The sequence below is a fragment of the Klebsiella sp. DY2415 genome (genome assembly GCF_026314315.1).
In the GTDB taxonomy this organism is placed as follows: Bacteria; Pseudomonadota; Gammaproteobacteria; order Enterobacterales; family Enterobacteriaceae; genus Klebsiella; species Klebsiella ornithinolytica.
The window spans coordinates 4017806-4040113 of sequence record NZ_CP111115.1 but is presented as its reverse complement, the minus strand read 5'-3'; the positions used below and the strand labels follow the sequence as shown (position 1 = coordinate 4040113).

19 protein-coding genes are annotated in these 22308 nt (G+C 60.9%); 6 read left to right on the top strand and 13 right to left on the bottom strand.

The features are described 5' to 3' along the window. Window positions 1–15 precede the first annotated feature (15 nt). Together OQV00_RS19280 and OQV00_RS19275 are read left to right on the top strand one after the other, a co-directional pair. Window positions 16–1080 (top strand): sugar ABC transporter substrate-binding protein, encoded by a 1065-nt coding sequence (locus OQV00_RS19280; protein ID WP_180850141.1) that lies wholly within the window; start codon window positions 16–18, stop codon window positions 1078–1080. A 125-nt stretch (window positions 1081–1205) separates the two neighbouring features. Further along, window positions 1206–2411, top strand: coding sequence for an LVIVD repeat-containing protein (locus OQV00_RS19275; protein ID WP_044349695.1), 1206 nt, complete (start codon window positions 1206–1208; stop codon window positions 2409–2411). Window positions 2412–2557: 146 nt separating this feature from the next. Here OQV00_RS19275 and mtnK read toward each other — a convergent pair whose 3' ends face one another. Next, window positions 2558–3757, bottom strand: a complete 1200-nt coding sequence (mtnK, locus tag OQV00_RS19270) for an S-methyl-5-thioribose kinase (RefSeq protein ID WP_004859402.1) — start codon at window positions 3755–3757, stop codon at window positions 2558–2560. 103 nt (window positions 3758–3860) lie between these two features. On the opposite strand from mtnK, the gene mtnA reads away from it, so the two are divergent. Beyond that, window positions 3861–4889 (top strand): S-methyl-5-thioribose-1-phosphate isomerase, encoded by a 1029-nt coding sequence (gene mtnA, locus OQV00_RS19265; protein ID WP_004859407.1) that lies wholly within the window; start codon window positions 3861–3863, stop codon window positions 4887–4889. Between the two features lie 177 nt (window positions 4890–5066). Here the strand turns inward: mtnA and OQV00_RS19260 are convergent, their stop codons facing one another. From OQV00_RS19260 to OQV00_RS19225, 8 genes are all read right to left on the bottom strand, one after another. Continuing rightward, window positions 5067–6335, bottom strand: coding sequence for a histidine-type phosphatase (locus tag OQV00_RS19260; RefSeq protein ID WP_266279245.1), 1269 nt, complete (start codon window positions 6333–6335; stop codon window positions 5067–5069). 25 nt (window positions 6336–6360) lie between these two features. After that, a complete protein-coding gene (locus tag OQV00_RS19255; protein WP_088402172.1) occupies window positions 6361–7722 on the bottom strand; it encodes an MFS transporter in 1362 nt (453 codons plus the stop codon). Between the two features lie 336 nt (window positions 7723–8058). After that, window positions 8059–8868 (bottom strand): inositol monophosphatase family protein, encoded by an 810-nt coding sequence (locus OQV00_RS19250; protein WP_004859418.1) that lies wholly within the window; start codon window positions 8866–8868, stop codon window positions 8059–8061. Window positions 8869–8989: 121 nt separating this feature from the next. Further along, window positions 8990–9979 (bottom strand): LacI family DNA-binding transcriptional regulator, encoded by a 990-nt coding sequence (locus tag OQV00_RS19245; RefSeq protein WP_004859419.1) that lies wholly within the window; start codon window positions 9977–9979, stop codon window positions 8990–8992. 144 nt (window positions 9980–10123) lie between these two features. Further along, window positions 10124–11362 (bottom strand): cytosine deaminase, encoded by a 1239-nt coding sequence (gene codA, locus OQV00_RS19240; protein WP_004859424.1) that lies wholly within the window; start codon window positions 11360–11362, stop codon window positions 10124–10126. Then, entirely contained in the window at window positions 11359–12594 is a 1236-nt protein-coding gene (locus OQV00_RS19235) for a PucR family transcriptional regulator (protein ID WP_015584912.1), read from the bottom strand. The genes codA and OQV00_RS19235 overlap by 4 nt, the downstream gene beginning before the upstream one ends. Then, window positions 12591–13859, bottom strand: coding sequence for a cytosine permease (gene codB, locus OQV00_RS19230; protein ID WP_015584911.1), 1269 nt, complete (start codon window positions 13857–13859; stop codon window positions 12591–12593). Before codB ends, OQV00_RS19235 begins: the two co-directional genes overlap by 4 nt. A gap of 298 nt (window positions 13860–14157) precedes the next feature. Next, entirely contained in the window at window positions 14158–14439 is a 282-nt protein-coding gene (locus tag OQV00_RS19225; protein WP_123629085.1) for a hypothetical protein, read from the bottom strand. Between the two features lie 214 nt (window positions 14440–14653). Here OQV00_RS19225 and OQV00_RS19220 point away from each other — a divergent pair, with 214 nt between their 5' ends. The 3 genes from OQV00_RS19220 to OQV00_RS19210 are packed head-to-tail and all read left to right on the top strand — an operon-like array spanning window position 14654 to window position 17812. Further along, entirely contained in the window at window positions 14654–15265 is a 612-nt protein-coding gene (locus OQV00_RS19220) for a methylthioribulose 1-phosphate dehydratase (protein ID WP_266279241.1), read from the top strand. Between the two features lie 25 nt (window positions 15266–15290). After that, window positions 15291–16787, top strand: coding sequence for an FGGY-family carbohydrate kinase (locus OQV00_RS19215; RefSeq protein WP_004859438.1), 1497 nt, complete (start codon window positions 15291–15293; stop codon window positions 16785–16787). Beyond that, the gene (locus OQV00_RS19210; protein ID WP_048024618.1) at window positions 16784–17812 is read left to right on the top strand and encodes a 2-hydroxyacid dehydrogenase; all 1029 of its coding nucleotides are present in this window, start codon (window positions 16784–16786) and stop codon (window positions 17810–17812) included. Before OQV00_RS19215 ends, OQV00_RS19210 begins: the two co-directional genes overlap by 4 nt. Window positions 17813–17827: 15 nt before the next feature. On the opposite strand, the gene OQV00_RS19205 is transcribed toward OQV00_RS19210, so the two are convergent. Genes OQV00_RS19205 through OQV00_RS19190 form a run of 4 tightly spaced genes read right to left on the bottom strand, consistent with a single transcriptional unit; the run spans window position 17828 to window position 22270 of the window. After that, window positions 17828–18772 carry a carbohydrate kinase family protein gene (locus OQV00_RS19205; protein WP_048024616.1) on the bottom strand — a complete coding sequence of 315 codons (945 nt, stop codon included), beginning with the start codon at window positions 18770–18772 and terminating at the stop codon, window positions 17828–17830. An 11-nt stretch (window positions 18773–18783) separates the two neighbouring features. Continuing rightward, entirely contained in the window at window positions 18784–19782 is a 999-nt protein-coding gene (locus OQV00_RS19200) for an ABC transporter permease (protein WP_004859447.1), read from the bottom strand. After that, window positions 19782–20768, bottom strand: a complete 987-nt coding sequence (locus OQV00_RS19195; protein WP_032716874.1) for an ABC transporter permease — start codon at window positions 20766–20768, stop codon at window positions 19782–19784. The genes OQV00_RS19200 and OQV00_RS19195 overlap by 1 nt, the downstream gene beginning before the upstream one ends. Beyond that, window positions 20765–22270 (bottom strand): sugar ABC transporter ATP-binding protein, encoded by a 1506-nt coding sequence (locus OQV00_RS19190; protein WP_162893477.1) that lies wholly within the window; start codon window positions 22268–22270, stop codon window positions 20765–20767. The genes OQV00_RS19195 and OQV00_RS19190 overlap by 4 nt, the downstream gene beginning before the upstream one ends. Window positions 22271–22308: the final 38 nt, after the last annotated feature.

Here is a 22308-nt window from a genome sequence, read left to right as displayed (position 1 = left end):
TACAGGGTAAACACCATGAAAAAGATAACGCTTTCACTCATCGCATTGGGGTTGTTCAACTCTGCGGCGGCCTTTGCTGAAACTCCGACGCCGATTCCGGCGGCGATTGCCGAACATAGCGGCCCGATTCGTATCGCGGTGATCCGTAATCTTGGTTCCGACGATAACACCACCCAGTTTGTCTCCGGGGCCATCCAGGAGGGTAAAAAGCTCGGTTTCAAAATCAGCACCTTCCTGAGCAACGGCGATGACGCCAAATTCCAGGACTTCGTTAACCAAGCGATTAGCCAGAAATACGACGGCATTATTCTCTCCCAGGGACGCGATCCGTACTCGACCGCGCTGGTGAAAAAAGCGGTGGACGCCGGGATTAAAGTTGCCGTGTTCGATACTGCGGTTAACGGCGAGATCCCGGGTGTCACCGTCACCCAGCAGGATGACGCTTCGCTGACCGAGCTCTCCTTTGGCCAACTGGTGAAAGATTTCAACGGTAAAGCCAACATCGTCAAACTGTGGGTCGCCGGCTTCCCGCCGATGGAACGCCGCCAGGCCGCGTACCAGACGCTGCTTAAGCAAAACCCGGGGATTAAAGAGCTGGAGTCGATTGGCGCCGTCTCTTCCGACGTGCAGGGCGATACCGCCAATAAAGTTGGGGCGATTCTGGCGAAATATCCGAAAGGCAAGATCGATGCGATTTGGGGAACCTGGGATGCGTTCAGCCAGGGGGCTTATAAAGCGCTAAAGGAGAACGGCCGCAGCGAAATCAAACTCTACAGCATTGATATTTCTAACCAGGATTTGCAGCTGATGCGTGAATCCGGCAGCCCGTGGAAAGTGAGCGTGGCGGTGGATCCGAAGCTTATCGGCGCCACTAACGTGCGCCTGATCGCCAATAAGATTGCCGGGGAGCCGACTCCTGCAACCTATGACTTCAAAGCGGCGGCTATTCCGCAGGCGCTGCTGGCGGCGCAGCCGGGGGCGGTGAACGTTGCCTCGCTGGGTAAAATCATTCCGGGCTGGGGCCAGACGGAAGACTTTATCGCCCCGTGGTTTGCCACGCTGGAAGCAAGAAACAAGTAACGCCCGTTGGCGCTGCGCTTACCGGGTCTGCGGTTTCGTCGGCCCGATAAGGCGCTGCCGCTATCCGGCAAAAGGAGCTCAAGGTGACTGAGACTGAATTACCGCGCCCCGACTACAGCCGCAATATGCGGCTGATTGGGCATAGCGATCAGGGAGGACGCCCGGACGGCGTCCAGCTCATGGTGCACCGTGGCTTTGCGTATATCGGTCATATGGTATCGCAGGGCTTTTCGGTGGTCGACGTTCGCGATCCGGCGCGTCCGAAAGCGGTAAACTACATCGCCGCGCCGCCGGGGACCTGGAACGTGCATTTGCAGGCGCATGATGATCTGCTGCTGGTCATCAATGCCCGCGATCTGTTTGCCGACGCTCGCTTTGCCGACGAGAAAGTTTACTACACCCGTTCGGTGGGCGAGACGGTCAGCGATGTGCAGGATAAGGGCTGGAGCGCCGGGCTGCGGGTGTTCGATATTTCGCATCCGGAGCATCCGCGCGAGATAGGTTTTTTGTCGCTCAGCGGTATCGGCATTCATCGAATCTGGTACGTTGGCGGTCGTTGGGCCTACGTTTCTGCGCTGATCGACGGTTTTAGCGATTATATCTTCCTGACCATCGATCTGGCGGATCCGCGCAAACCGGAAGTGGCCGGACGCTGGTGGTTGCCGGGGATGAACCTGGCGGCAGGGGAGACGGCGGACTGGCCACAGGGCAAGCGCTACGCGTTGCATCACGCCATTATCGCCGGGGATACCGCCTACGGTAGCTGGCGCGACGGTGGCCTGACGCTGCTCGACGTGAAGGACAGAACACAGCCGACGCTGATTAGCCATCGCAACTGGAGCCCGCCGTTTGGCGGCGGAACCCATACGGCGCTGCCGCTGCCGGACAGGGATCTGCTGGTGGTGCTGGATGAAGCGGTGCTTGATAACCAGCAGGATGGGGAGAAGCTGATCTGGCTGTTTGATATCCGCGAACCGACAAACCCGGTGAGTATCGCCACGTTCCCGCCGCCGGATGAAGCCGACTACGTGGCAAAAGGGGCGCACTTTGGTCCGCATAATCTGCATGAGAATCGCCCCGGTAGTTTCATTAGCTCAACGCTGATTTTTGCCACTTACCAGAATGCGGGCGTTCGCGCTTACGATATCTCCAACCCTTATCGTCCGGTGGAGACCGGGGCGCTGGTACCGGCCGCACCGGCGAAAATGATGGATACCCGTCCGGGTCGCCCGCAGGTCATTCAGTCCTGCGATGTGTTTGTTGATGCGCAGGGAATTATCTACAGCACGGATTACAACGGCGGGTTGTCGGTGATTGAGTATCTCGGGTAGTTTTTTGCCGGGTGGCGCTGCGCTTACCCGGCCTACAAAACCCCGGACGAGATGCCGGATAAGGCGTCAGGCGCGTAGGTCGGGAAGATGTCAAAGGGCCGTAGGCCGGGTAAGGCGTCAGCCGCCACCCGGCATACAGACTGCGCTTAGCTGTACTGGCGCACCCGTGCCACCAGCTCTTCGACGCTGTCGATACGGTCGGCAATCACAATCAGCGCTTTACCCAGGGTGATTGCGTGGCGCAGGCACTCGTGGCGCATGGCCTCATCCTGAATCGTCTCTATATCGGCGACGTGGGACAGGCCGACGCTGCGGCGAATCAGCTCGGTGCCGCAGAAGCCAATCGCGTCGTTCCATACTTTTTTCAGGAACGCGGAGGCATAGCCGGGCCAGGCCAGCGCCGCATCGCGCGTTTTCTCCGCTGCCAGAGAGTGGAAGCGTTCGGCAAAAGTATTCCACAGCGTCTGAATATCGTGCAGACGCTGTTCGCGAGCCGCGGCGGCATCGCGAATGCCCAGATGCCCCGGCAGGCCGCAGTAGTTCAGCAGCAGGTTGCCGATGGCGGTACCGATATCAAAACCTATCGGGCCGAAATAGCCGAACTCCGCATCGATGGCTTTAAAACTGTCCTCGGCAACAAAAATGGAGCCGCTGTGAATATCGCCGTGTAGCAATGCTTCGGTATGCGAGAAGAAGCGATGTTTCAGCGACGCGACTGCCAGCCTGAGCGACGCGTCGTCACGCAGGGCGGCCACTTCAGCTTCCAGTTCGGCCGGGTAGTTATTGCGTTCGTGAACCTGGTACGGGTCGTTGAAAAACAGGTCTTCGGTGATTTCGCACATCTCCGGATTGATAAACCGGGCGACCTGAGCCTTTTTCTCATGCGGATGGAGGTAGAAATCACTGGTATGAAACAGCGCCTGGGCCAGATATTCCCCCAGCTGGCTGGCGGCCTGCGGATAGTAAACATTGTTAATCAGCTCGCCGCGCCAGATACGGTGATCGGAGAGATCTTCCATCACCATCACCGCCAGTTCGGGGTCGAAGTGGTGGATTTTCACCGTGTGCTGCGGGGCGTGCTGGTAGTGTGCCACCAGGGTTTGCGCCTCGAGACGAGCGCGGTCGAGGGTCAGCGGCCAGGATTCACCGACGCAGCGAACGTAGGGTAGGGCCTGCTTCACGACAACGCGGCTCACGCCGTGGGTATCATAAATCTTAAAGACCAGGTTGAGGTTACCGTCCCCCACTTCCTGCGCGGACACCAGCTCCGACGGGTCATCGATGCCGCCAAATTGTTGTGCGTATGCCACGGCATCGCCGGGGGTGAAGGTATGGTATTGCGACATTGCCTCGATCCTCAAAAGTTCTGATTAAGCCGTTCAGACGTCTATACTTCTGGATTTCATCCTGACACAATGTGATACAACAACGCAACAGGGATTTAACGATATGCAGACACTACAGACCACCAGCCTGCGGGTAAGCGAAAATCAGCTTTTTATTCTTGATCAGCAGGCATTGCCGCAGGAAAAACGCTGGCTGGCGGCGGATAACGTTTCGTTGCTGGTGGACCATATTCACGCCCTGCGGGTACGCGGGGCGCCGCTAATCGGCCTGTCGGCCAGCCTGCTGCTGGCGCTTCTGGCCCGGCGCGGCCTCAGCCGGGATGAACTGGCCCAGGCACTGGAAACGCTGCGGGCCGCGCGCCCGACGGCGGTAAACCTGATGAATAATCTCGATCGCATGAAGCTGGCGCTGGCGGAAGAGAACCATGCCCAGGCACTGGAAGAGGAAGCGCTGCGTCTGATCGCAGAAGATAAACAGCTGTGCGCCAGCATTGCCGAGGCGGGCAGCGCACTGGTGACGCCGGGCAGCCGCCTGCTGACGCATTGTAATACCGGCGGTCTGGCAACGGCGGGCGTAGGGACGGCGCTGGGGGTGATTGCGCTGGCCCATCAGCGCGGGCTGGTGGAAAATGTCTGGGTCGACGAGACGCGACCGCTGCTGCAGGGCGGTCGGCTGACCGCCTGGGAGCTGGGTGAACTGGGGGTGCCTTACCGGCTGATTACCGATTCGATGGCCGCCAGCCTGATGGCCAAAGGAGAGGTTGACGCCGTATGGGTCGGGGCTGACCGGATCGCCGCTAACGGCGATGTGGCGAATAAGATCGGCACCTATTCCCTGGCGGTACTGGCGAAGTATCACGGTATTCCGTTCTACGTGGCGGCACCGCAAACCACCCTCGATCGCCACTGTCCGAACGGCGAGGCGATTCCGATTGAGCAGCGGGCGCCAGCGGAAGTGACCGGCGTCGCCGGCAGCTTTGGCGCGGTGCAGTGGGCGCCGAAAGATGCCGCCGTTTACAATCCGGCATTTGACGTCACCCCCGCGGCATTAATTAGCGGCTGGGTGCTGGATAGCGGCGTGGTCACCCCGGAACAGGTGGCGGCCGGGGCGTTTGCAGCGGAAAAAGCCTGAGTTAAAGCGCAGTGATTCCCATCGCTTCCTGTCAGGCTATATGAGTAACGCGCCTCTTTAAAATACCCGGCGGCGGCTGACGCCTTACCGGGCTTACGGGGCGGGATCAGATCGGCTTTTGTCGGTCAGGAGAGGCGTCAGCCGCCGCCTGACAAGCGTGCGGGCACGATCGCCCAATCACGGCAGAACCATATCGACCGCCGGAGCCGCGTGCGGATCGATATGCCGGCCGAGCGTTGTCAGCGCCGCCTGGTAAGGGCACAGGGTTCCGACTTCGGTCGTCTGGCAGCCCGCTTGACGCCACTCCTGGCGCAGCAGCGGATGCTGGCTGTCCGGGATTTGCAGACGACGTAAATCGTCCAGACTTTGCGCCTGGAAGTAGACGCGCAGATAGCGTTTACCGCTATGGGTATCGCGCCAGCGTTCCAGGACCAGGCTGCTGCCCGGCGGGATACTGCCCCGGCTGTACCCCGGCAACTGCCAGCTAAAATCCATTAACGTACGCACCATGGCGATATTGGTGTCGTGCGCCACCAGCAGTAGCCAGCGCACGTCCGGCGTGGCGCCTTCTTTGACCCCCTCCAGCATGGCGTTGAGCAGAATCGAACCGCGTTTTTGCGCGGTATAAAACACATCGTTGCTCAGATCGTAGTTCTCCGTCAGCAGCGGCAGCAGGGCGGTGATCTGGCTGGAGCGGGTGATGTTACCCCACGCCAGTTGGCTGAGAGGCAGATTTTCGCTCCAGCCCAGGCGTAGCGTCTCAACCATATTGGCCATCACGCTCAGTCCACTAATCGACGTTTTGCCGCTTTTGCTCTGCTCGACCTGCCACGGCTGGTCGAACGCCGGACAAGGATTGTCCGGCACGCAGACCGCATTTTTCAGCAGCTGAATCACCGGAGCCAGCGCCTGCCGACGCTGTGCCAGATCGCCGGCTTTATCTTTCACTGCCGCCAGTTGGCGGGCGGGATCGGTTTGCGTGGCGGCAAACTTATCGGTCTGAAACAGCGGATCGGCGTCGCCGCTGACGTAATGAATGGCTACGCCGCAGCCGGGAAAGGCGCCGTCCACCAGCGCCTGGGCGGTGGCCCGCGTGCGCTGCAGGGGGCTGGCGCGAACGTAAATTTCGCCGTTCGCCGGGCAGCCCGCCGTCAGCAGGCCCAGCTGGCGAAAGCGCACGCCCTCTTCGCGCCCTTTATTGACCACCGCGGCATAGCCATGGCCGGTCAGCTCGCCGTCGCGGGTGGTCCACTGGGGCCACGAACGCTGGGTCGCGGCGTCGATGGCTTCCCGGTTGCCCGGCGTCGGCGGGCGAATGCCGTGGCGGCTGAGTTCAACCACTTTTTCCAGCTCAAACTGCGCGGCGGCATGCCCCGGTGCGACCAGCAGCGGCAGGGCGCAGGCAAACAACAAGCGTAGTAAAACCTGATGTCGTACAGGCATCATAAAATATTCCTTATAGATTAAATGGTTACGACGAGAATGAGGTCTGGCGTTCTATCGCGTGTCGTCTGGCGACAATCGCCGCGGTGGTAAAACAGAATAGCGCGGACATCACGCCGGCGCCTACCCAAAACAGCGACAGCGTACTGAAGTCGTACAGCGTTTTGCCATTTTCGATAATCGATGTTTTATCGATGATGATGCCGGTGAGAAACTCGCCGAGTCCCGCACCCGCGTAGCTGGCGATACCGATGGTGCCGAGCGCTGCCCCCGCGGCTTTGCGCGACGAAATATCGACCGCAATCAGTCCGCCAAGGAAGCAGGTCAATGCGCCAATGGTGGCGCCGAAGATAATCATCGCCAGAATGTCGGTGTAGTAGCCGTGCGGCGACCAGAGCATCAGCGCAAAGCCTCCGGTGTTGAGCAGGCTGATAAACCCGGCCATCACGCTGCGGTTACGCGGGAAGAGGCGGTCGGAGAGCACGCCGGCGATAATGGTGCCGGCAATACCCGCGATGGCGTTAACCCCGATAATTCCGGAGGCTTCAAGGGTAGAGTAGGCTTTATCCTGCTCGAGAAAGAAGATCCCCCACGAGTTCACCGCGTAGCGATCGATATACATAAACGCCGAGGCCATTGCCAGCGTCCACAGGGCCGGATTGCGCAGCGCCAGCAGCTGGTTTTTAAACACCGAGCCGCGGACTTCCGCCTCTTCCTGCGGTTCGTCGCGAATCACGTTGATTGACGGGAAGCCGCAGCTTTGCGGTGAGTCGCGCATAAACAGCAGCAACAGCGCCACCCCGACGGCGCCGAGCGCTGCCGTGGACAAATAGCCCATTTGCCAGCCAAAACCCGCAATGACGGCGGCGATCACCATGTAGGTCAGCGCTTCGCCGATGTTGTGGGCGGTTGACCAGATACCATAAAAGGTGCCGCGCTCTTTATAACCGTACCAGCGGGCCAGCGATACCGCACAGGGACCGACCCCCATCGATTGCGCCCAGCCGTTGATCCCCCAGAAAACCGCCAGCAGCAGGGCATTGCTGGTCATCCCCATCATCAGGTTCATCCCGGCGCTCAGCAGCAGGCCGAGACTCATATAGCGAACCACATTGGCATGATCGGCAACGAAACCATTAACCAGTTTGCCGATGGCGTAGCTGAAAAACAGCGCCGAGCCGATCATGCCCAGCTCGGTAGGAGAAATACCCAGCTCGACGAGCGCGCTTTTGGCGACGGTAAATGACAGCCGACAGACGTAAAAGGTCACGTAGGCGACGGTCATGGCTAAAAATGTTTGCCAGCGTACGCGGCGAAAGCGTTGTTCATCGAACTGCGCGCCTGCTTTGGGCGGCGAAGCGCGAAAAAATGCGATAATTCTTCCAGACATAATGGTATCTCCGAAGGTCGGAGGCCTGACTGATTAGCGTGGTTCGTCCGTGAGGTTTATCCCCGTCATACTTCAAGTTGCATGTGCGTTGGCTGCGGTCTACTCGACCCATTCATGGGCCTCGCCCTTACGGGCAGCCGCTACACGGCGTTCAAATCTGTTCCAGACAGATTTGTCGTTCACCCCGCTCACTTGCCGCGTTACCCGGCCTCGCCCCTTATGGGCCAGCGCAAGCGCTGTTCACGGCAAAAGTGCCTTGTCCTGCAACTCGAATTATTGAGGGCATATTGTCTTTGTGTAGAGTACATAATCAGATAAAGCCTGACCCGATACGGGTTAAGGTAATGGGTGATAAAGCATGTTTTTTAATTGTGGATAGAGCGTCTTGCTGGCCAGCAGCAGCGGGTTGCCATGACGAATCCCATCCTCCGCCAGATAGTCATTGCTCAGGCCGCCGGCTTCGCGCATCAGCACCAGCCCCGGCAGCCCGTCCCACGGGTTCATGTGCGGTTCGTAGTAACCGATGAGCCGGCCAGCCGCTGCCCAGGCACTCATCAGCGCTCCGGAGCCGTTGCGGATAAACATGCCGCCGTCGCTAAGCAGCGCATTGAGAAAGGGCAGAAAAACCGCTGGCGTCACGCGGTGCGAAGTCCCGACGCCCATCACCCCCTCTTTGACCGTCGTCGCCGGATGCGGAGCGATGGGCGCATCGTTGAGCCATGCGCCCTGGCCTTTCAGGGCGTGGAACAGCTCGCGATGGTTGGGGTCGTACACCACGCCGATAACCGGTTCGCCATCGGCGACGATGGCCATCGACAGGCACCAGGTGTGCAGGCCGTTAAGAAAACAGCTGGTGCCGTCGATAGGGTCGACAACCCACAGCACGCGGGCGTCAGGCATCTGCGTTCCGCTCTCCTCGCCGAGAAAACCATCCTGCGGAAAGGCGCTGATAATGCGCTGCTTAACAAACGCCTCGACCCGCTTATCGGCGACGCTGACCACGTCCTGCAGGTCGTCGCCTTTATGATCCACCGCCAGCCGGTCGCGCTGCTGATAGTATTCGAATGCCAGTTCAGCACCGGCTTGCGCCAGCTCGCAGGCCAGGCGATAGCGGGCCTGCAGCGCATCTGATTCCAGGGATTTCATGCTTATTCTCCATTTTGCACACGTGTGCATTGTGTGTGAAAAAAACAGCCCCGAAGGGCGAAGTGAGTGTGGATGGATTAAAAATAATATTCTGTGATCGTGCTGGCATAAAATGAATTTTTCATTTCGCGCTCTGACGAACAATTAGTTTCACTGGCACTTCGCGATGACGTGACGGCAGGTTGAATTTAGCGATCCTCGTGACCAGGAGATCCACCGCATGGTGGGCGAGCAGAGCGGTATTCTGCTGCACGGTGGTCAGCTGGTAGGGCTGCCAGTCCGCCTGCGGGATATCATCGAATCCGATAATGGCAGGTAGCGAGGCGGCAGGATTGTCCGCCCGCAGACCGTCCAGCGCGCCGAGCGCCAGCATATCGGTGGCGCAGAACAGCGCCTGCAGCTGCGGATGCGCGGCGAGCAGCTGCCTGGCGGCGCTAAAGCCCGCCTGATAGCCGCTGCTTTCGCAGAAGTGCGCGGCAACGTCGATGCCTTGCGCATGGGCAATGAACGCGTCGTAGCGCTGCCGGGTGCTGAAGTTATCCAGACTTTCACCGATAAACCCGGCCTGTCGCCACTGGCGCTGAACAAACAGGTCGGCCACCAGCTTCGCCCCCTGCGCGTTGTCGCTGCATACGCGATCGCAGCCGGCCAGATCGGCGTGGCGGTTGATCAGCGTCACCGGGATTTTTCGCTCCAGATACTCCTCCGCCAGCGACAGCGGCGGCGCTCCGGAGGTGATAATGACGCCCGCGACGTGATAGCTCAGCAGCTGCTTGAGCGACGGGGCGAGCTGCTGCGGATCGTCGGCGTTCATCAGCAGCGGCATAAACCCGTTGAGCGCCAGCTGGTGGACCAGCGGCGACAGCAGCTTGCTGCGGAACGGGTTATCAAACCCGGCGGTGACGATGCCGATAAAGTTGCTGCTGCCGGTATTCATCGCGCGGGCGATGATATTGACCTGATAGCCCAGCGTTTCCGCCGCGGCGAGGACCTTCTGCCGGGTTTTTTCCGCCACCGATGCGCCGGGCGTAAAGGTGCGGGATACCGCGGAACGGGAGACCCCAGCGAGCCGGGCAACATCCTCAGCCTTAATCCATTTTTTTTCGCTCATAGTGTCAGGGTACGGGTTGTTCTTAGTAAGCCCATGCCGACGCGGGAGCCCATGGTCGGCACAAAAAAGTAGTAAGAAGGTATCACATAAATCCCTGCGCGAGCAGCGGGTTGACGCGGGATGCGTACCGCGTCAACGTTGCGCTTAGGCCGGGTAGTGAATCTGTTCCGCCTGGCGCTGCATAATGATCTTGCCGTGACGAATGGAGGTCAGCACTTTGGCCTGACGGCGCACCGCGTCATAGTCGTTATGCGCATCAAGGATCAGCAGGTTTGCCGGGCGTCCTTCGGCAATGCCGTAGTTGTCGCCGAGGCACAGCGTACGGGCGCTGTTGTCGGTAATGAGATCGAGACAGCGCTGCAAATCTTCATAGCCCAGCATATGGCAGATGTGCAGCCCGGCGTCGAGAATGCGCATGATGTTGCCGTTGCCCAGCGGGTACCACGGATCCTGAATGGAGTCCTGAGCAAAGCAGACGTTAATCCCGGCGCGGTCCAGCTCCGCCACCCGCGTCACGCCGCGGCGTTTCGGCCAGCTGTCGAAGCGCCCCTGCAGGTGAATGCTTTCGGTCGGGCAGGAGATAAAGTTGATGCCCGAGGCCTTGAGCAGACGGAACAGTTTCGAGCAGTAGGCGTTATCGTAGGAACCCATCGCGCAGGTATGGCTGGCGGTGACCTGCGCGCCCATGCCGCGCACCCGGGCCTCTTCCGCCAGCACTTCGAGGAAACGCGACTGCGGGTCGTCGGTTTCATCGCAGTGTACGTCCACCAGGCAGCCGTGGCGCTGGGCCAGGTCCATTAAAAAGCTCAGGGAGCTGACGCCCTTATCGCGGGTGTTTTCGTAGTGCGGAATGCCGCCCACTACGTCGGCGCCCATTTCGATGGCGCGGGTCATCAGCTCGCGCCCGCCGGGGAAGGACTCAATTCCCTCCTGCGGAAAGGCGACGATCTGCAGGTCGATAAGATGGGCGGCCTCTTTTTTCACCTCCAGCATCGCTTCAAGCGCGGTCAGGGAGGGGTCGGTGACATCGATGTGGGTGCGCACGTGCTGTACGCCGTTATCGCGCAGCATACCGATCGTTTTCAGCGCCCGCTGGCGCGTATCTTCTACCGTGACGCTCTCTTTACGCTGGCTCCAGCGGGCGATACCCTCGAACAGCGTACCGCTCATATTCCACTCCGGCTCGCCCGCCGTCAGGGTAGCATCCAGGTGGATATGTGGCTCGACGAACGGCGGGATAACCAGCTTTTGCTGCGCGTCGATATCGCTGGTTTCAGCCGCCTGCGCGGCGGCCTGCGGAGTGATGCTGTTAATCAGACCGTCCTGTAATTCAAGGGTATAGAGCGCTTCTTGATGGCGCAGACGCGCGTTGATGATTTTCATGGTTGTTCCCGTAAATGGTTTTGCGACATACGCCAGATCGCCAGGGCGACCGAAGCGTTGAGATGAAATTGCGGATGGCTGACCGGATTGCGGGTCAGCTTTTCAATACGTTGAATACGCTGATGCAGCGTGTTGCGGTGAATGCCCAGTCGTTCGGCGGCCCTGACCACGTTACCGCTCTCCTGAAGCAGCGTTTCCAGCGTCTCCATCAGCAGCCACGGACTTTTGCGATCGGGCTCGATCAGGCAGCCGAGGGTGTCGTGCATAAAATCGCTCAGCAGGGTGGGGTCGCTGACGGCGGAGAGCAGCTTGATAAAGCCCAGCTGCTGGTAATCGCTGATACGCTGGGCCGGACGCAGGCTATCGCTGAGGTCCAGCGCCTGACGCGCCTGCGACAGCGCGCGCTGATAGCCCTGCAGCTGCTGCACCGGCGCCGAAAGACCGCACAGCAGCGACAGCCCGTCATCGCCTTCCGCCAGCGCATGCAGCCACGCCTGGAGCCACTTTTTGTGCTGATAAAACTCGCCTTCTTCATCCGGGAGCAGGAAAAGAAACATATTGCTGCGTTCGACCAGGGGAAAGGGGTTGCCCTGCTGATTGAGCTGCTGCTGCAGGCGCTGGCGCACGGTGCGGCGGGCCTGCTGGAGCCAGGCTTCGGCCTGCTCCGGCGGAAGCTGGCGAAACAGGCGCGGGATCCCTTCCAGGCGCAGGGCCGCCACTCGCAGCGGGCGGGTAAAATCCAGCTGCTGGTGGAGCGCGCGTTGATGCAGGATTTGCAGATCGGGATAGTCGCCGGTTAACAGCTGCAGCAGAATATCGCGCTGCGACTGCAGCGCGTTTTCGCTGCGCACCAGCGCGGTACCGATGCGTTCGGTGACGATCACCATTTTGAGCAGATAGGGCTGTTCGATCAGCGGAATGCCCAGCTCGTCCGCCAGCGCGATCAATCGCGGCGGGATCGTCTGAATATATTGGTCCCCGGTGAGGATCACCATGCCGGCGATCCCGCGCTGCTTGCCCTCCATCAGCAGATGGATCAGGTTGTCTTCATCGCGGGGATGGTTGATCCCGGTGATAAACACCAGCTCTCCGCCCATGATCCATTCGGCGATATTTTCATTTTCCGCGACGTAGTACCAGCGCACCGCCAGCTGGAGCCCCTGCTGCCCCGCGCGCAGCCGCATCGCCGAGAGTCCCTCGAGAGCGAGGATTTCGCTGACCGTCAGGCTCATAACTCCTGCTCCGCGACCGAATCAGCGGCGGGCTGACGTTTGCTCAGACGAGTCAGCGCGATATAGACCAGCGCGGAAACGGTAATGCCAACCAGCGGGGCGATCCACGGCGACAGGTAAGCCACCACCGCGCCCACGGCGTAGGCGCTCAGCCCCAGCCAGTTAAAGCGCGGTAAGCGGGCGGTGTGCAGCCGCGGATAGCGGCCGCCGCGATAAAACCAGTAGTCGGCGAGGATAACGCCACCGATGGGCGGAATGATGCTGCCCAGCAGCACCAGGAAAGGAATCAGCATTTCATACATCCCGCCAATGGCCAGCAGAATGCCAACGCCGGCGGCGACCACGGTCAGGGTGCGGCGGCGCTCGCTGCGCAGCAGGTGGCAGGCGGCGGCCGAGACGTTATAAATCGTCGGCCCCTGAATGGTCAGTAGGTTGAGGCACAGCATCACCACCGCGGCGACCGACAGCCCCTGCAAAATCAGCACTTCCACAATATCGGCCTGCTGGTAGACGATGGCGCACCAGGCGCCGGCCACAATCATCAGCCCGTTACCGATCAGGAAACTGCTCATACTGGCGAGGATAGCGGTGCGGCTGGAGTTGGCCAGCCGCGTCCAGTTGGTCGCCTGGGTGGCGCCGCTGGCGAAGGTGCCGAAGACCATGGTGATCGCCGCCGACCAGGTCATGGTCTCGCCCGGGGCGATTTTGGTCATTGCCTGCCAGCCGCCGGCGTGGTGGGCGGCCAGGTACATCGAGACCACCAGCAGAATGAACATCAGCGGCACCGACACGCGCGACAGCGCATCCAGCCCTTTGTAGCCCACCAGCGCGGTGACGCAGAACAGGATACCGAACAGGATCATCAGCGGGATGGTCATGGCGGCGGGCAGGGCGAGGATTTTGACCAGCGAGATGGCGACCGTCGCGGTACCCCAGGCGTACCAGCCCAGTTCGGCGAAGCCGAGAATAAAATCGGCGAGCTTGCTGCCGATTTCCCCGAAACAAAAACGGCCCATCAGTACGGTATTCAGCCCGCTGCGTGCGGCAATCCAGCCGAGGGAAGCGGCATACAGAGCCAGCAGAAAGTTACCGATCGCCGCAATCCACAGGAGGTTGACGATCGAAAAAGAGACGCCAAGTTTGCCGCCGGCGAACATCGTGCCGGTAAAAAAGGTAAAGCTGAACAGAACCATGGAGATCGAAAACAGGCCCTTACGCCCGGAGGCGGGCGCTTCGACGAGCGGAAAATCATTGCTGTTTGACATTGTGGAACCTCTGAGTGGCTATCCGAATGGCGATGGCAGAGAGGTAGCAAGAGATATGCCAACAAAATCAAGGCATGGGTGACACAATGCGATGGGCAGTGTGCACATAAAAAGTCGTTTATCAGCCGATGTTTGCCAGAAGAGTGTGCACGGTGCAAAGTTTTGCCCCGCGATGGGGCAGCGGCCGGCGGATTACCCAGGCTGGCGCTGAGATTTAGCGATTGTGCTCGCGATTGTGCTCGCATTTCTGTTGGCTGGGGGCTGGCGTTACCGGGCAGTTTCCGCGACGCGGACGCGATCAACGATCGGACAGGGAGCGGCGGCGCTGGGTTGTTATGCCGGCAATCCCGCACCTGACGATCTTGTCGGGCATCACCGTCTCTACACATTTTGCGCCCGATTTTTGCGGACCCATCGCACTTCTTTCCTGCAGAACGATCCCCCGTCTTTTTGACCACCGGTAGTTGGTAATAGGGGCTTCATGAAAACGTTCGGTTATATCATTGTTAAAAGCAGTAATTTCATATGCATTTCTGATATAACCATTATCAATGTAAGCCTTTCCTGAAATATTGTTCACTTAAGCTGGCGGTGTTAGTATCGGGTAAATAGCCATTTAGACGGCTAAAGAACCTTTCTCCAGGCTATTTTATTGGCCATTTTGGACCTGGGCAGGCTCACCCTCTCACGTACCCGGTGTACGTTCCGGGTGTGCCGCGCTGTCGGTGTCGAGACTGCCTGCAACACCTGCCGTAAAGGTTCTCAAATTAACATCGCTAAACTAAGGAACTGCTATGTGGCAAGAAAGACTCGCGCAACTGGTCACCACCTGTCATTGGATCGGCGCGAAAGGCTGGGCGCCGGCGACCGGCGGCAATATGTCGGTGCGTCAGGATGAGACCTGGTGCTGGCTTAGCGAGTCGGGACGCGATAAAGGCAGCCTGACGACGGAGGATTTCCTCCAGGTCGAGATCGCCAGCAATAAAGCGCCTTCCGGGCGTAAACCCTCTGCTGAAACCAGTCTGCATACCCTGGTGTATCGCCTGTTCCCTGAGGCTAACGTCGTGCTGCACGTCCATACCGTCAACGCGACGGTGCTGTCGCGCATCGAGAAGAGCGGGACGCTGGCGCTGCAGGGCTATGAAATGCAGAAAACCCTGACCGGTCAGCACAGTCATCTCGATACCGTCCCGGTGGCGATTTTCGATAATGACCAGGATATCGACGCCCTGGCGGCGCGCATTGAAGATTATGCGCAGACCAATCCGCTGCGCTATGGCTTCCTGCTGCGCGGCCACGGCCTGACCTGCTGGGGCAAAGATATTAATGAGGCCCGCCGTCAGCTGGAAGGACTGGAGTTTCTGTTCGAGTGCGAGCTGATGCGTCGCCGCTACGAGCGCGACTAAATTTCACTCCACTAACGGGTCAGGCATGGATTTTTATCTCGGAATCGACATCGGCACCTCGCGCGTTAAAGCGGTGCTGTTTGATGAGCATTTTCAGGCACGGGCCAGCGCGGCGGAGAATACCGGCCCGCGCCTGTCGGCGAACGGTCATGCCGAGCAGGATATGGCGCAGCTGTGGCAGTCGGTGTTGACCATTTTGCAACAGATTGCCCGACAGCCGGAACTGAAGGCCGGACGTCTGCGGGCGATCGGCCTTGCCGGGCAGGGCGAAGGCGTCTGGCTGAGCGATGCCGAGGGCGAACCGGTGGGCCCGGGGATCCTGTGGAGCGACACCCGCAGCCGCGAGCTGATGAGCGAGCTGTTACGCCGTCCGGGTTTCGACCGGCGCTTTTTCTCTGACACCGGCACTCACCTGCAGCCGTGCAATACCAGCATGCAGTTGAGCTGGCTCCGGCATTATCAACCGGAGCGGCTGGCGCAGGCGCACTATCTGTTTTTCGCCAAAGACTGGGTGCGTTTTCGCTTAACCGGGGTGGCGGCGCTGGATGTTACCGACGCCAGCACTTCGCTGCTCAATCAGCACAGCGGCGAACTGTCGGCGGTTGTGCTTAATGAAATGGGGCTGGCCGATCTGCAGCATCTGTTCCCGCCGCGGCTGGCCCCCGATGCGCCGGCCGGCACGCTGCGCGATGAGGTCGCCGCCCTCACCGGACTCCCCGCCGCCACGCCGGTGGCCGCCGGCGCGCTCGACGTTTGCAGCGCCGCGCTGGGCTGCGGAGCGGTCAACGATGGCGATATCTACACCATTCTCGGCACCACCTGCTGTACCGGGATTGTCTGCCACGGTCGTCAGGCGGTGAATGAGGGGACTCGCTATGTCACCCACACCGAGTCGGGGAGCTTTATCAATCTCTTCCCGATGCAGGCCGGTACGCCGAATATTGACTGGCTGCAACAGCATATTTCCCTGACGGCGGACCTCCAGCTGCTGGAGCAGTCTATCGCCGATGTCGAACCGGGCAGCGGCGGCGTCTTCTGGCAGCCCTACCTCAACGGCGAACGCGCGCCGTTTTTCAGCCCCGATGCGCGGGCCGGCTATTTTGGCATCAGCCAGCATACCACCCGCGCGGAACTGCAGCGGGCGGTGTTTGAAGGTCTGGCTTACGCCATCGTTGACTCGCTGCAGGGCTATCCGCAGGGGGGCGAACTGTACCTGACCGGCGGCGGCGCGGCCTCGGCAACCTGGCTGCAAATCATTGCCGACTGTACCGGGCGCACGGTGGTCTCCAGTACCTTTAATGAACTCAGCGCGCGCGGGGCGGCGATTCTGGCCGCCCGCAGCGTCGGCGCGCTGGCGCACTATCCCCGGCTGGAGCAGACCCGCTATCAGCCCGATCCGCAGGCCCACGCCCGCTACGCTGCCCTGTACCCGGTTTACCGGCTGCTGCGCGAGCAGATGCTGCCGGTCTGGCAGGCCCGACAGGATGCTCTTCACCGTCTTTCTCAGGAACAACATTCATGAAAATCGTTTTTACCGCCGAACATTCCGGCGATCTCGCAGCCTTTCAGCAACTCGGCGAGCTGCTGGTGGAAGGCTGGGCGTTGGGCAAACCGAAACTGAGCGCGGGCCAGCTGATTGAGCTGGCCCATGATGCCGAGGTTCTGATCACCAGCTATGACGATGTGACGGAAGAGGTGATTGCCGCCTGCCCGCGACTGCAGGTCATCGCCTGCACCCGCGCCAATCCGGTGAACATTGATATCAAAGCCGCTCAGGGCCGTGGTATCCGCGTGCTCTATACGCCGGGGCGCAATGCGGACGCCGCGGCGGAGCTGACCATTGGGCTGATGTTGAGCCTGGCGCGGCATATTCCGCAGTCCCATGCGGCGCTGAAACGCGGTGAGTTTACCCGCGCCGAGAACGCCACGCAGGCCACGCAGAGCGGACTGCGCCGCGATGTAGTGTGGGACGTGAGCCCGGAGAGTCCCTATGAAGTATTTAAAGGCAGCGAGCTGCGCAACAAAACCCTGGGGTTGATTGGCTATGGCAATATCGGTCGCCGGGTGGCGCGTATTGCGCGGGCGTTTGGCATGGCGGTGCTGGTAGTGGATCCGTTTGTCGCCGCCGAAGAGATCAACGAGCCGGGTCTACAGAAAACAACGCTTGAGGGACTGTTCCGCGCGGCGGATATCGTGAGCTTACATCTGAGCAGCGGCCCGCACAGCGATGGTCTGGTGAACGCGGCGTTGTTGAATAGCATGAAGCCCGGCGCGTTGTTGATTAACACCTCGCGGGCGGCGGTGGTGGATGAAGAGGCGTTGATTCACGCGCTGCGTCATGGCCCGCTCGGCGGCGCGGCGCTGGATGTCTATCACCGTGAACCGCTGTGGCGCGACCATCCGTTTATCACTGAGTTTGCTAACGTGATCATCACGCCGCATATTGCCGGGGCGACGCGGGAGAGCATCGCTAAGCATACGGCGATGATTGCCGCCGACCTCCAGCGCTATGTCGCTGGCGAGCCGCTGCTCTATCAGTGGCGCTAAGCCGCGGGCCGGAGATTATCCGGCCCGGTTGGCCGCCATAAACGCCAGGGTATGATCCCAGTCGACCACTCCGGCGTCTGAGCCTAACCCGGTCGCCACCAGCGCGGCGACCGCGGAGGCGACTTCACAGGCCTCTTTCACGCTCATCCCGCGGGCCAGCGCGGCAATAAAGCCGCCGCAGTAGCTGTCGCCGCAGCCGGTAGTATCAACGGCATCGACCCGGTACGGTGCGATATGTTCGACGCCACCGTCGCCGCTCAGCAGCCACGAGCCGTTTTCGCCATCCTTCAGAATGCAGGTCCCGACGCCCAGATCGAAGAAGAAACGGGCGATGTCGGCGGGGTCGGTGCGCCCGCTGAGGTCGCTTGCCTCTTCCAGCGAAGGCATAAAATAGTCCACCGACGGCAGCAGCGGGCGCAACAGATCCAGAGTCTGCTCGTTGGGGGCGATCAAATCAAAGCTGGTGGTGACGCCGCGGGCCTTTGCCTCTTGCAGCAGCAGGGCGCTTTGCCCGCGATCCATCGCCGCCAGCAGGCCGCTGCCGCCGTGGTGCAGGAAGCGGCAGTTGAGAATCGCGTCAAATTGTTCTTCGCCGACGAAAAGGGCATCGGAAGCGCCCCGGCAGTGCAGCGCCGGGCGCTCGCCGTTGGGACGGATCGGCAGGATCGTCGCCGACGTTTCCTGCTGCGCCGTGCGCTGGATCAGCGAGCAGTCGATCCCCAGCCGCGCATAGCTGGCAAGGATAAAATCGGCTTTTTCATCTTCGCCAAGGCAGGCGACCGCTGCGGTACGAATGCCCAGCTTTGCGGCGTTAATATTGGCTCCGGCGGCGGTACCGGCAGGGTTAAGGCGAATTTGTTCGATAAAGGCCACCCCGCCGCGCGGCGGGATGTCCATCACCGGGCGACCGGCGATATCAAGAATAGTCAGGCCGACAAAGACGGCGTCAAAGGCTGCCATAAATGCTCCACTTAACGATGGGTTTGGCGCAGACGCGCCTGCCAGAAGGAGAGGGCCAGCGCCACCACCAGAATCACGCCAACCAGCGCATCTTTCACCAGGTAGTTGAGCCCCATCAGGTTCAGGCCGTTATCAATAATGGCGAGGAACAGCACGCCGCCGAGGGTACCGGCGATGCTGACCCGACCCAGTCGGTTAAAGGCGGTGCCGATAAATACCGCGGCGATAGCGTCCATCAAATAGGCCTGACCTGCCAGCGGCGTAAACTGGCGCAGGTTGGCGGAAAGAATAACGCCGCCGACGGCGCACAGCGCCGAGGCCGCCACCAGTACCCACAGCAGAGTCAGGCGATCGCGGATCCCGGCGATGCGCGCCGCTTCGCCGTTCTGGCCGATGGCGCGGACATATTTGCCAAACAGCGTGCGTTCGGTTATCAGCCAGGCCGCCAGCCCCAGCGCGAGGACAATCACCACCGGCGTCGGAATGCCGGCGATATTGCCGACCGCCAGGTCATGATACTCAGGAGCCATTCTGCGGTAGGAGATAGAGCCGCCGCCATCGGTATAGATGCGTTCGGCGCTGCTGGCGATAAACCAGGTGCCGAGGGTGGCGAGGAAGGGACGAATCTGGCAGATAAGGATCAGGAAGGCATTCAGCAGGCCAATCATCACCCCGCCAAGCAGGGCGCAGCCCACCGCCGCCTGCCACGGCAGGTGCCAGGTTTTTAAGGCGACCAGCGCAAAGGCGGCACCGAAATCGAGCGCCACGCCTACCGACAGGTCGATGGCGCCGGCGCTGACGATTAAGGTCATCGCCATCGCCACAATCAGCAGAATGGCGCTTCCCTGGAGTAAATTCGCCCAGTTATCGAGGGTCAGAAAGACCGGATTTGCCCAGCCAAACAGGGCGACTGCCAGCAGGGTAATAATGCCGAACCCGGCCCGCGACAGCCACGCCAGCGGGCTGCTGCCCGACCGGTTGGCTGAGGATTTGAGCGTCAGCTGACTCATCAGCGGCCTCCTTGATGCCTGACCGCCGAGGCCGCCAGGACGATGAGGATCAGGCCACCCTTGATGGCGCCCATCCAGAAGATATTCACCCCCAGCAGGCCAAGGCCGTTGGAGAGCGCGTTGACCAGTACCGCCCCGAGCAGCGCCCCCCAGATGGTGACCACGCGACGCCGCGAGAACGCCGCGCCGATAAAGGTGGCGAGGACAGTTTCCAGCAGTAACGGCGTTGCCGTGCCGCTGGAGCTACCGGAGCCCTGGCTGAGCAGCGGCAAAATCGCCAGCCCGGCGGCGATCCCGGCCAGTAGCCAGACCATAATCGTCAGACGACGGACGTTGAGGCCGCTCATCTGCGCCATATCGCGGTTGCCGCCTACCGCCTGTAAGTGCTGGCCGAAACGAGAGTGATGGAGCAAAAACTGAAACAGCACGAATACCGCCAGCAGGTAGATCAGCGGCCAGGGAACCCCGAGCACCGCGTTGTCGCGAAAAGCGACCATGAGCGGGTCGTTGACCGCGATGCGCCGCTGACCGGTCAGCAGATCCGTCAGGCCGGTAAAGGCGACGGAAGTCGACAGCGTCGCCAGCAGCGGCGGCAGGCCGGCGGCGAGCACCAGTATCGCGTTCACCGCTCCGCAGGCGAGGGAGACCGCGATCAGCAGCAGTAACAGCAGCAGATACGGAGTGTTCCATTCGACCATCCCGAGGCTCAGCAGGGCGACGCCGAGCACGGCGATAGCGGGAAGCGAGAGGTCGATACCGCCGGAGACCACGTCATCGCCGCCGACGGCAATCACGCACACCAGGCCGAAGCAGAGGATCGCCAGCGGCACGCTTTGCACCAGCATCATGCTGATATTCTGCCAGCTTAAAAAGAAAGGCGACTGGAGGCTGAGCCAGACCAGCAGTGCAAAAAAGAGAATCAGCGGGAATTTTTCGATAAGCGTCGTTATGCCCGGAAGCGGGCGGCGCTGGATATCTGCACTCATACCTGTTGTTCCTGTCCACCGTTAATCGTCGCCAGCAGCGCGTCGAGCGTCAGCCCCCGGGTCGGAAGATTAGCCACCAGTTCGCCGCGCCACATCACCAGGATGCGGTCGCAAAGGCCCAGCAGCTCCGGCGCATCGCTGGAGGAGACCAGTACCGCGCGTCCGCGATCCGCCAGCTCGCGGGTGCGCTGATAAATATCGCTGCGGGCGCCGATATCGACCCCAAGAGTGGGTTCATCGAGAATAAAGAGCCGTGCGTCGGTACCCAGCCAGCGGGCCAGAATGGCTTTTTGCTGGTTGCCGCCGCTCATAAAACGCACCGGCAGTTCCGGACGACCGGGGCGGATCGAGAGCCGGTCGATCCAGCTGCGCGCTTTTTCCAGCGCCCGGCCGCGATGCTCCCAGCCGAAGGTGGCGGTCTGCGGCAGGGAGGCGAGATTAATATTGTCGGCGGTGGAGAAGGGAAGAATCAGCCCCTGATGGCGACGGTCGCGCGGCACCAGCGCCATGCCGGCGCGGGTGGCCTGATACGGCGTACGCAGCCGCTTCGGCTGGCCGTCGATGCTAATCGTGCCGCTGCGGGCGCGGCGCAGCCCGTAAAGCAGATCGACCAGCACGTCGCGGCCGGCGCCCAGCAGACCGGCGACGCCGACGATCTCTCCCGGCTGAATATCAAAGGTAATAGCGTTTAATTGCGCACCGTCGCTGAGCTGGCGTACCGACAGGACCGGCACGGCGGTATCGACCTGATGAGCGCTGCTCTGACGCGGGGTATAGAGCTGTTCGATATCGCGCCCGACCATCATTTTAATCAGCGCGTCGGTGTTCTGCAGGAGCGCCCGATCGGGGTAGCCGACGACCTCGCCGTTACGCAGTACCGTGCCGCGATCGCACAGGGCGGCGATTTCATTGAGATAGTGAGAAATATAGAGAATCGCGATCCCCTGCTGCCGCAGGCGCAGAATCGCCGAGGAGACCAGGCTGGCTTCCTGCGCTTCCAGCGGTGCGGTAGGCTCATCGAATACCACCAGCTTTGCCGCGCCGTCGATCAGCGCGCGGGCTATCTGCACCAGCTTGCGTTCAGCGAGGCTGAGGTCGCGGATCAGGCGGCGAGGATTGATTTCCAGCTGCCAGCTGTCGCGGAAAAACGCCGCGGTGGCGGCATTCATTCGCCGCCGGTCCAGCGCCCCCCAGCGGGTACGGTACTCCTGGCCGAGGAACACCGATTCCGCCACCGTAAAGTGGGGGATCAGATTGAGCTCCTGGTGAATGACGCGGATGCCCAGCGCTTCAATCGCCGCCGTATTACCCAGCGGCAGCGGCGCGCCGTCGAGGGTGGCGTTGCCGCTATCGGCCTGGTAAACACCCGCGAGGATTTTGATCAGCGTCGATTTTCCGGCGCCGTTCTCGCCGATCAGACCGTGAATTTCGCCGGGATTCAGAAGCAGCGTGACCGCATTTAATGCAGTCACGTTGGCAAAGCTTTTGCTGATCTGGTTCATCGCCAGACCAGCGGCGGGGTGAGTCCCGCCGGAGGATT

Coding starts and splice junctions, on each gene's coding strand:
- mtnK (WP_004859402.1), bottom strand. CDS start 3,757: ATGTCGCAATACCATACCTTCACCCCCGGCGATGCCGTGGCATACGCA.
- OQV00_RS19260 (WP_266279245.1), bottom strand. CDS start 6,335: ATGATGCCTGTACGACATCAGGTTTTACTACGCTTGTTGTTTGCCTGC.
- OQV00_RS19245 (WP_004859419.1), bottom strand. CDS start 9,979: ATGAGCGAAAAAAAATGGATTAAGGCTGAGGATGTTGCCCGGCTCGCT.
- mtnA (WP_004859407.1), top strand. CDS start 3,861: ATGCAGACACTACAGACCACCAGCCTGCGGGTAAGCGAAAATCAGCTT.
- OQV00_RS19200 (WP_004859447.1), bottom strand. CDS start 19,782: ATGAGTCAGCTGACGCTCAAATCCTCAGCCAACCGGTCGGGCAGCAGC.
- OQV00_RS19210 (WP_048024618.1), top strand. CDS start 16,784: ATGAAAATCGTTTTTACCGCCGAACATTCCGGCGATCTCGCAGCCTTT.
- OQV00_RS19195 (WP_032716874.1), bottom strand. CDS start 20,768: ATGAGTGCAGATATCCAGCGCCGCCCGCTTCCGGGCATAACGACGCTT.
- OQV00_RS19190 (WP_162893477.1), bottom strand. CDS start 22,270: ATGAACCAGATCAGCAAAAGCTTTGCCAACGTGACTGCATTAAATGCG.
- OQV00_RS19235 (WP_015584912.1), bottom strand. CDS start 12,594: ATGAGCCTGACGGTCAGCGAAATCCTCGCTCTCGAGGGACTCTCGGCG.
- OQV00_RS19275 (WP_044349695.1), top strand. CDS start 1,206: ATGCGGCTGATTGGGCATAGCGATCAGGGAGGACGCCCGGACGGCGTC.
- OQV00_RS19255 (WP_088402172.1), bottom strand. CDS start 7,722: ATGTCTGGAAGAATTATCGCATTTTTTCGCGCTTCGCCGCCCAAAGCA.
- codB (WP_015584911.1), bottom strand. CDS start 13,859: ATGTCAAACAGCAATGATTTTCCGCTCGTCGAAGCGCCCGCCTCCGGG.
- OQV00_RS19280 (WP_180850141.1), top strand. CDS start 16: ATGAAAAAGATAACGCTTTCACTCATCGCATTGGGGTTGTTCAACTCT.
- OQV00_RS19250 (WP_004859418.1), bottom strand. CDS start 8,868: ATGAAATCCCTGGAATCAGATGCGCTGCAGGCCCGCTATCGCCTGGCC.
- codA (WP_004859424.1), bottom strand. CDS start 11,362: ATGAAAATCATCAACGCGCGTCTGCGCCATCAAGAAGCGCTCTATACC.
- OQV00_RS19215 (WP_004859438.1), top strand. CDS start 15,291: ATGGATTTTTATCTCGGAATCGACATCGGCACCTCGCGCGTTAAAGCG.
- OQV00_RS19205 (WP_048024616.1), bottom strand. CDS start 18,772: ATGGCAGCCTTTGACGCCGTCTTTGTCGGCCTGACTATTCTTGATATC.
- OQV00_RS19220 (WP_266279241.1), top strand. CDS start 14,654: ATGTGGCAAGAAAGACTCGCGCAACTGGTCACCACCTGTCATTGGATC.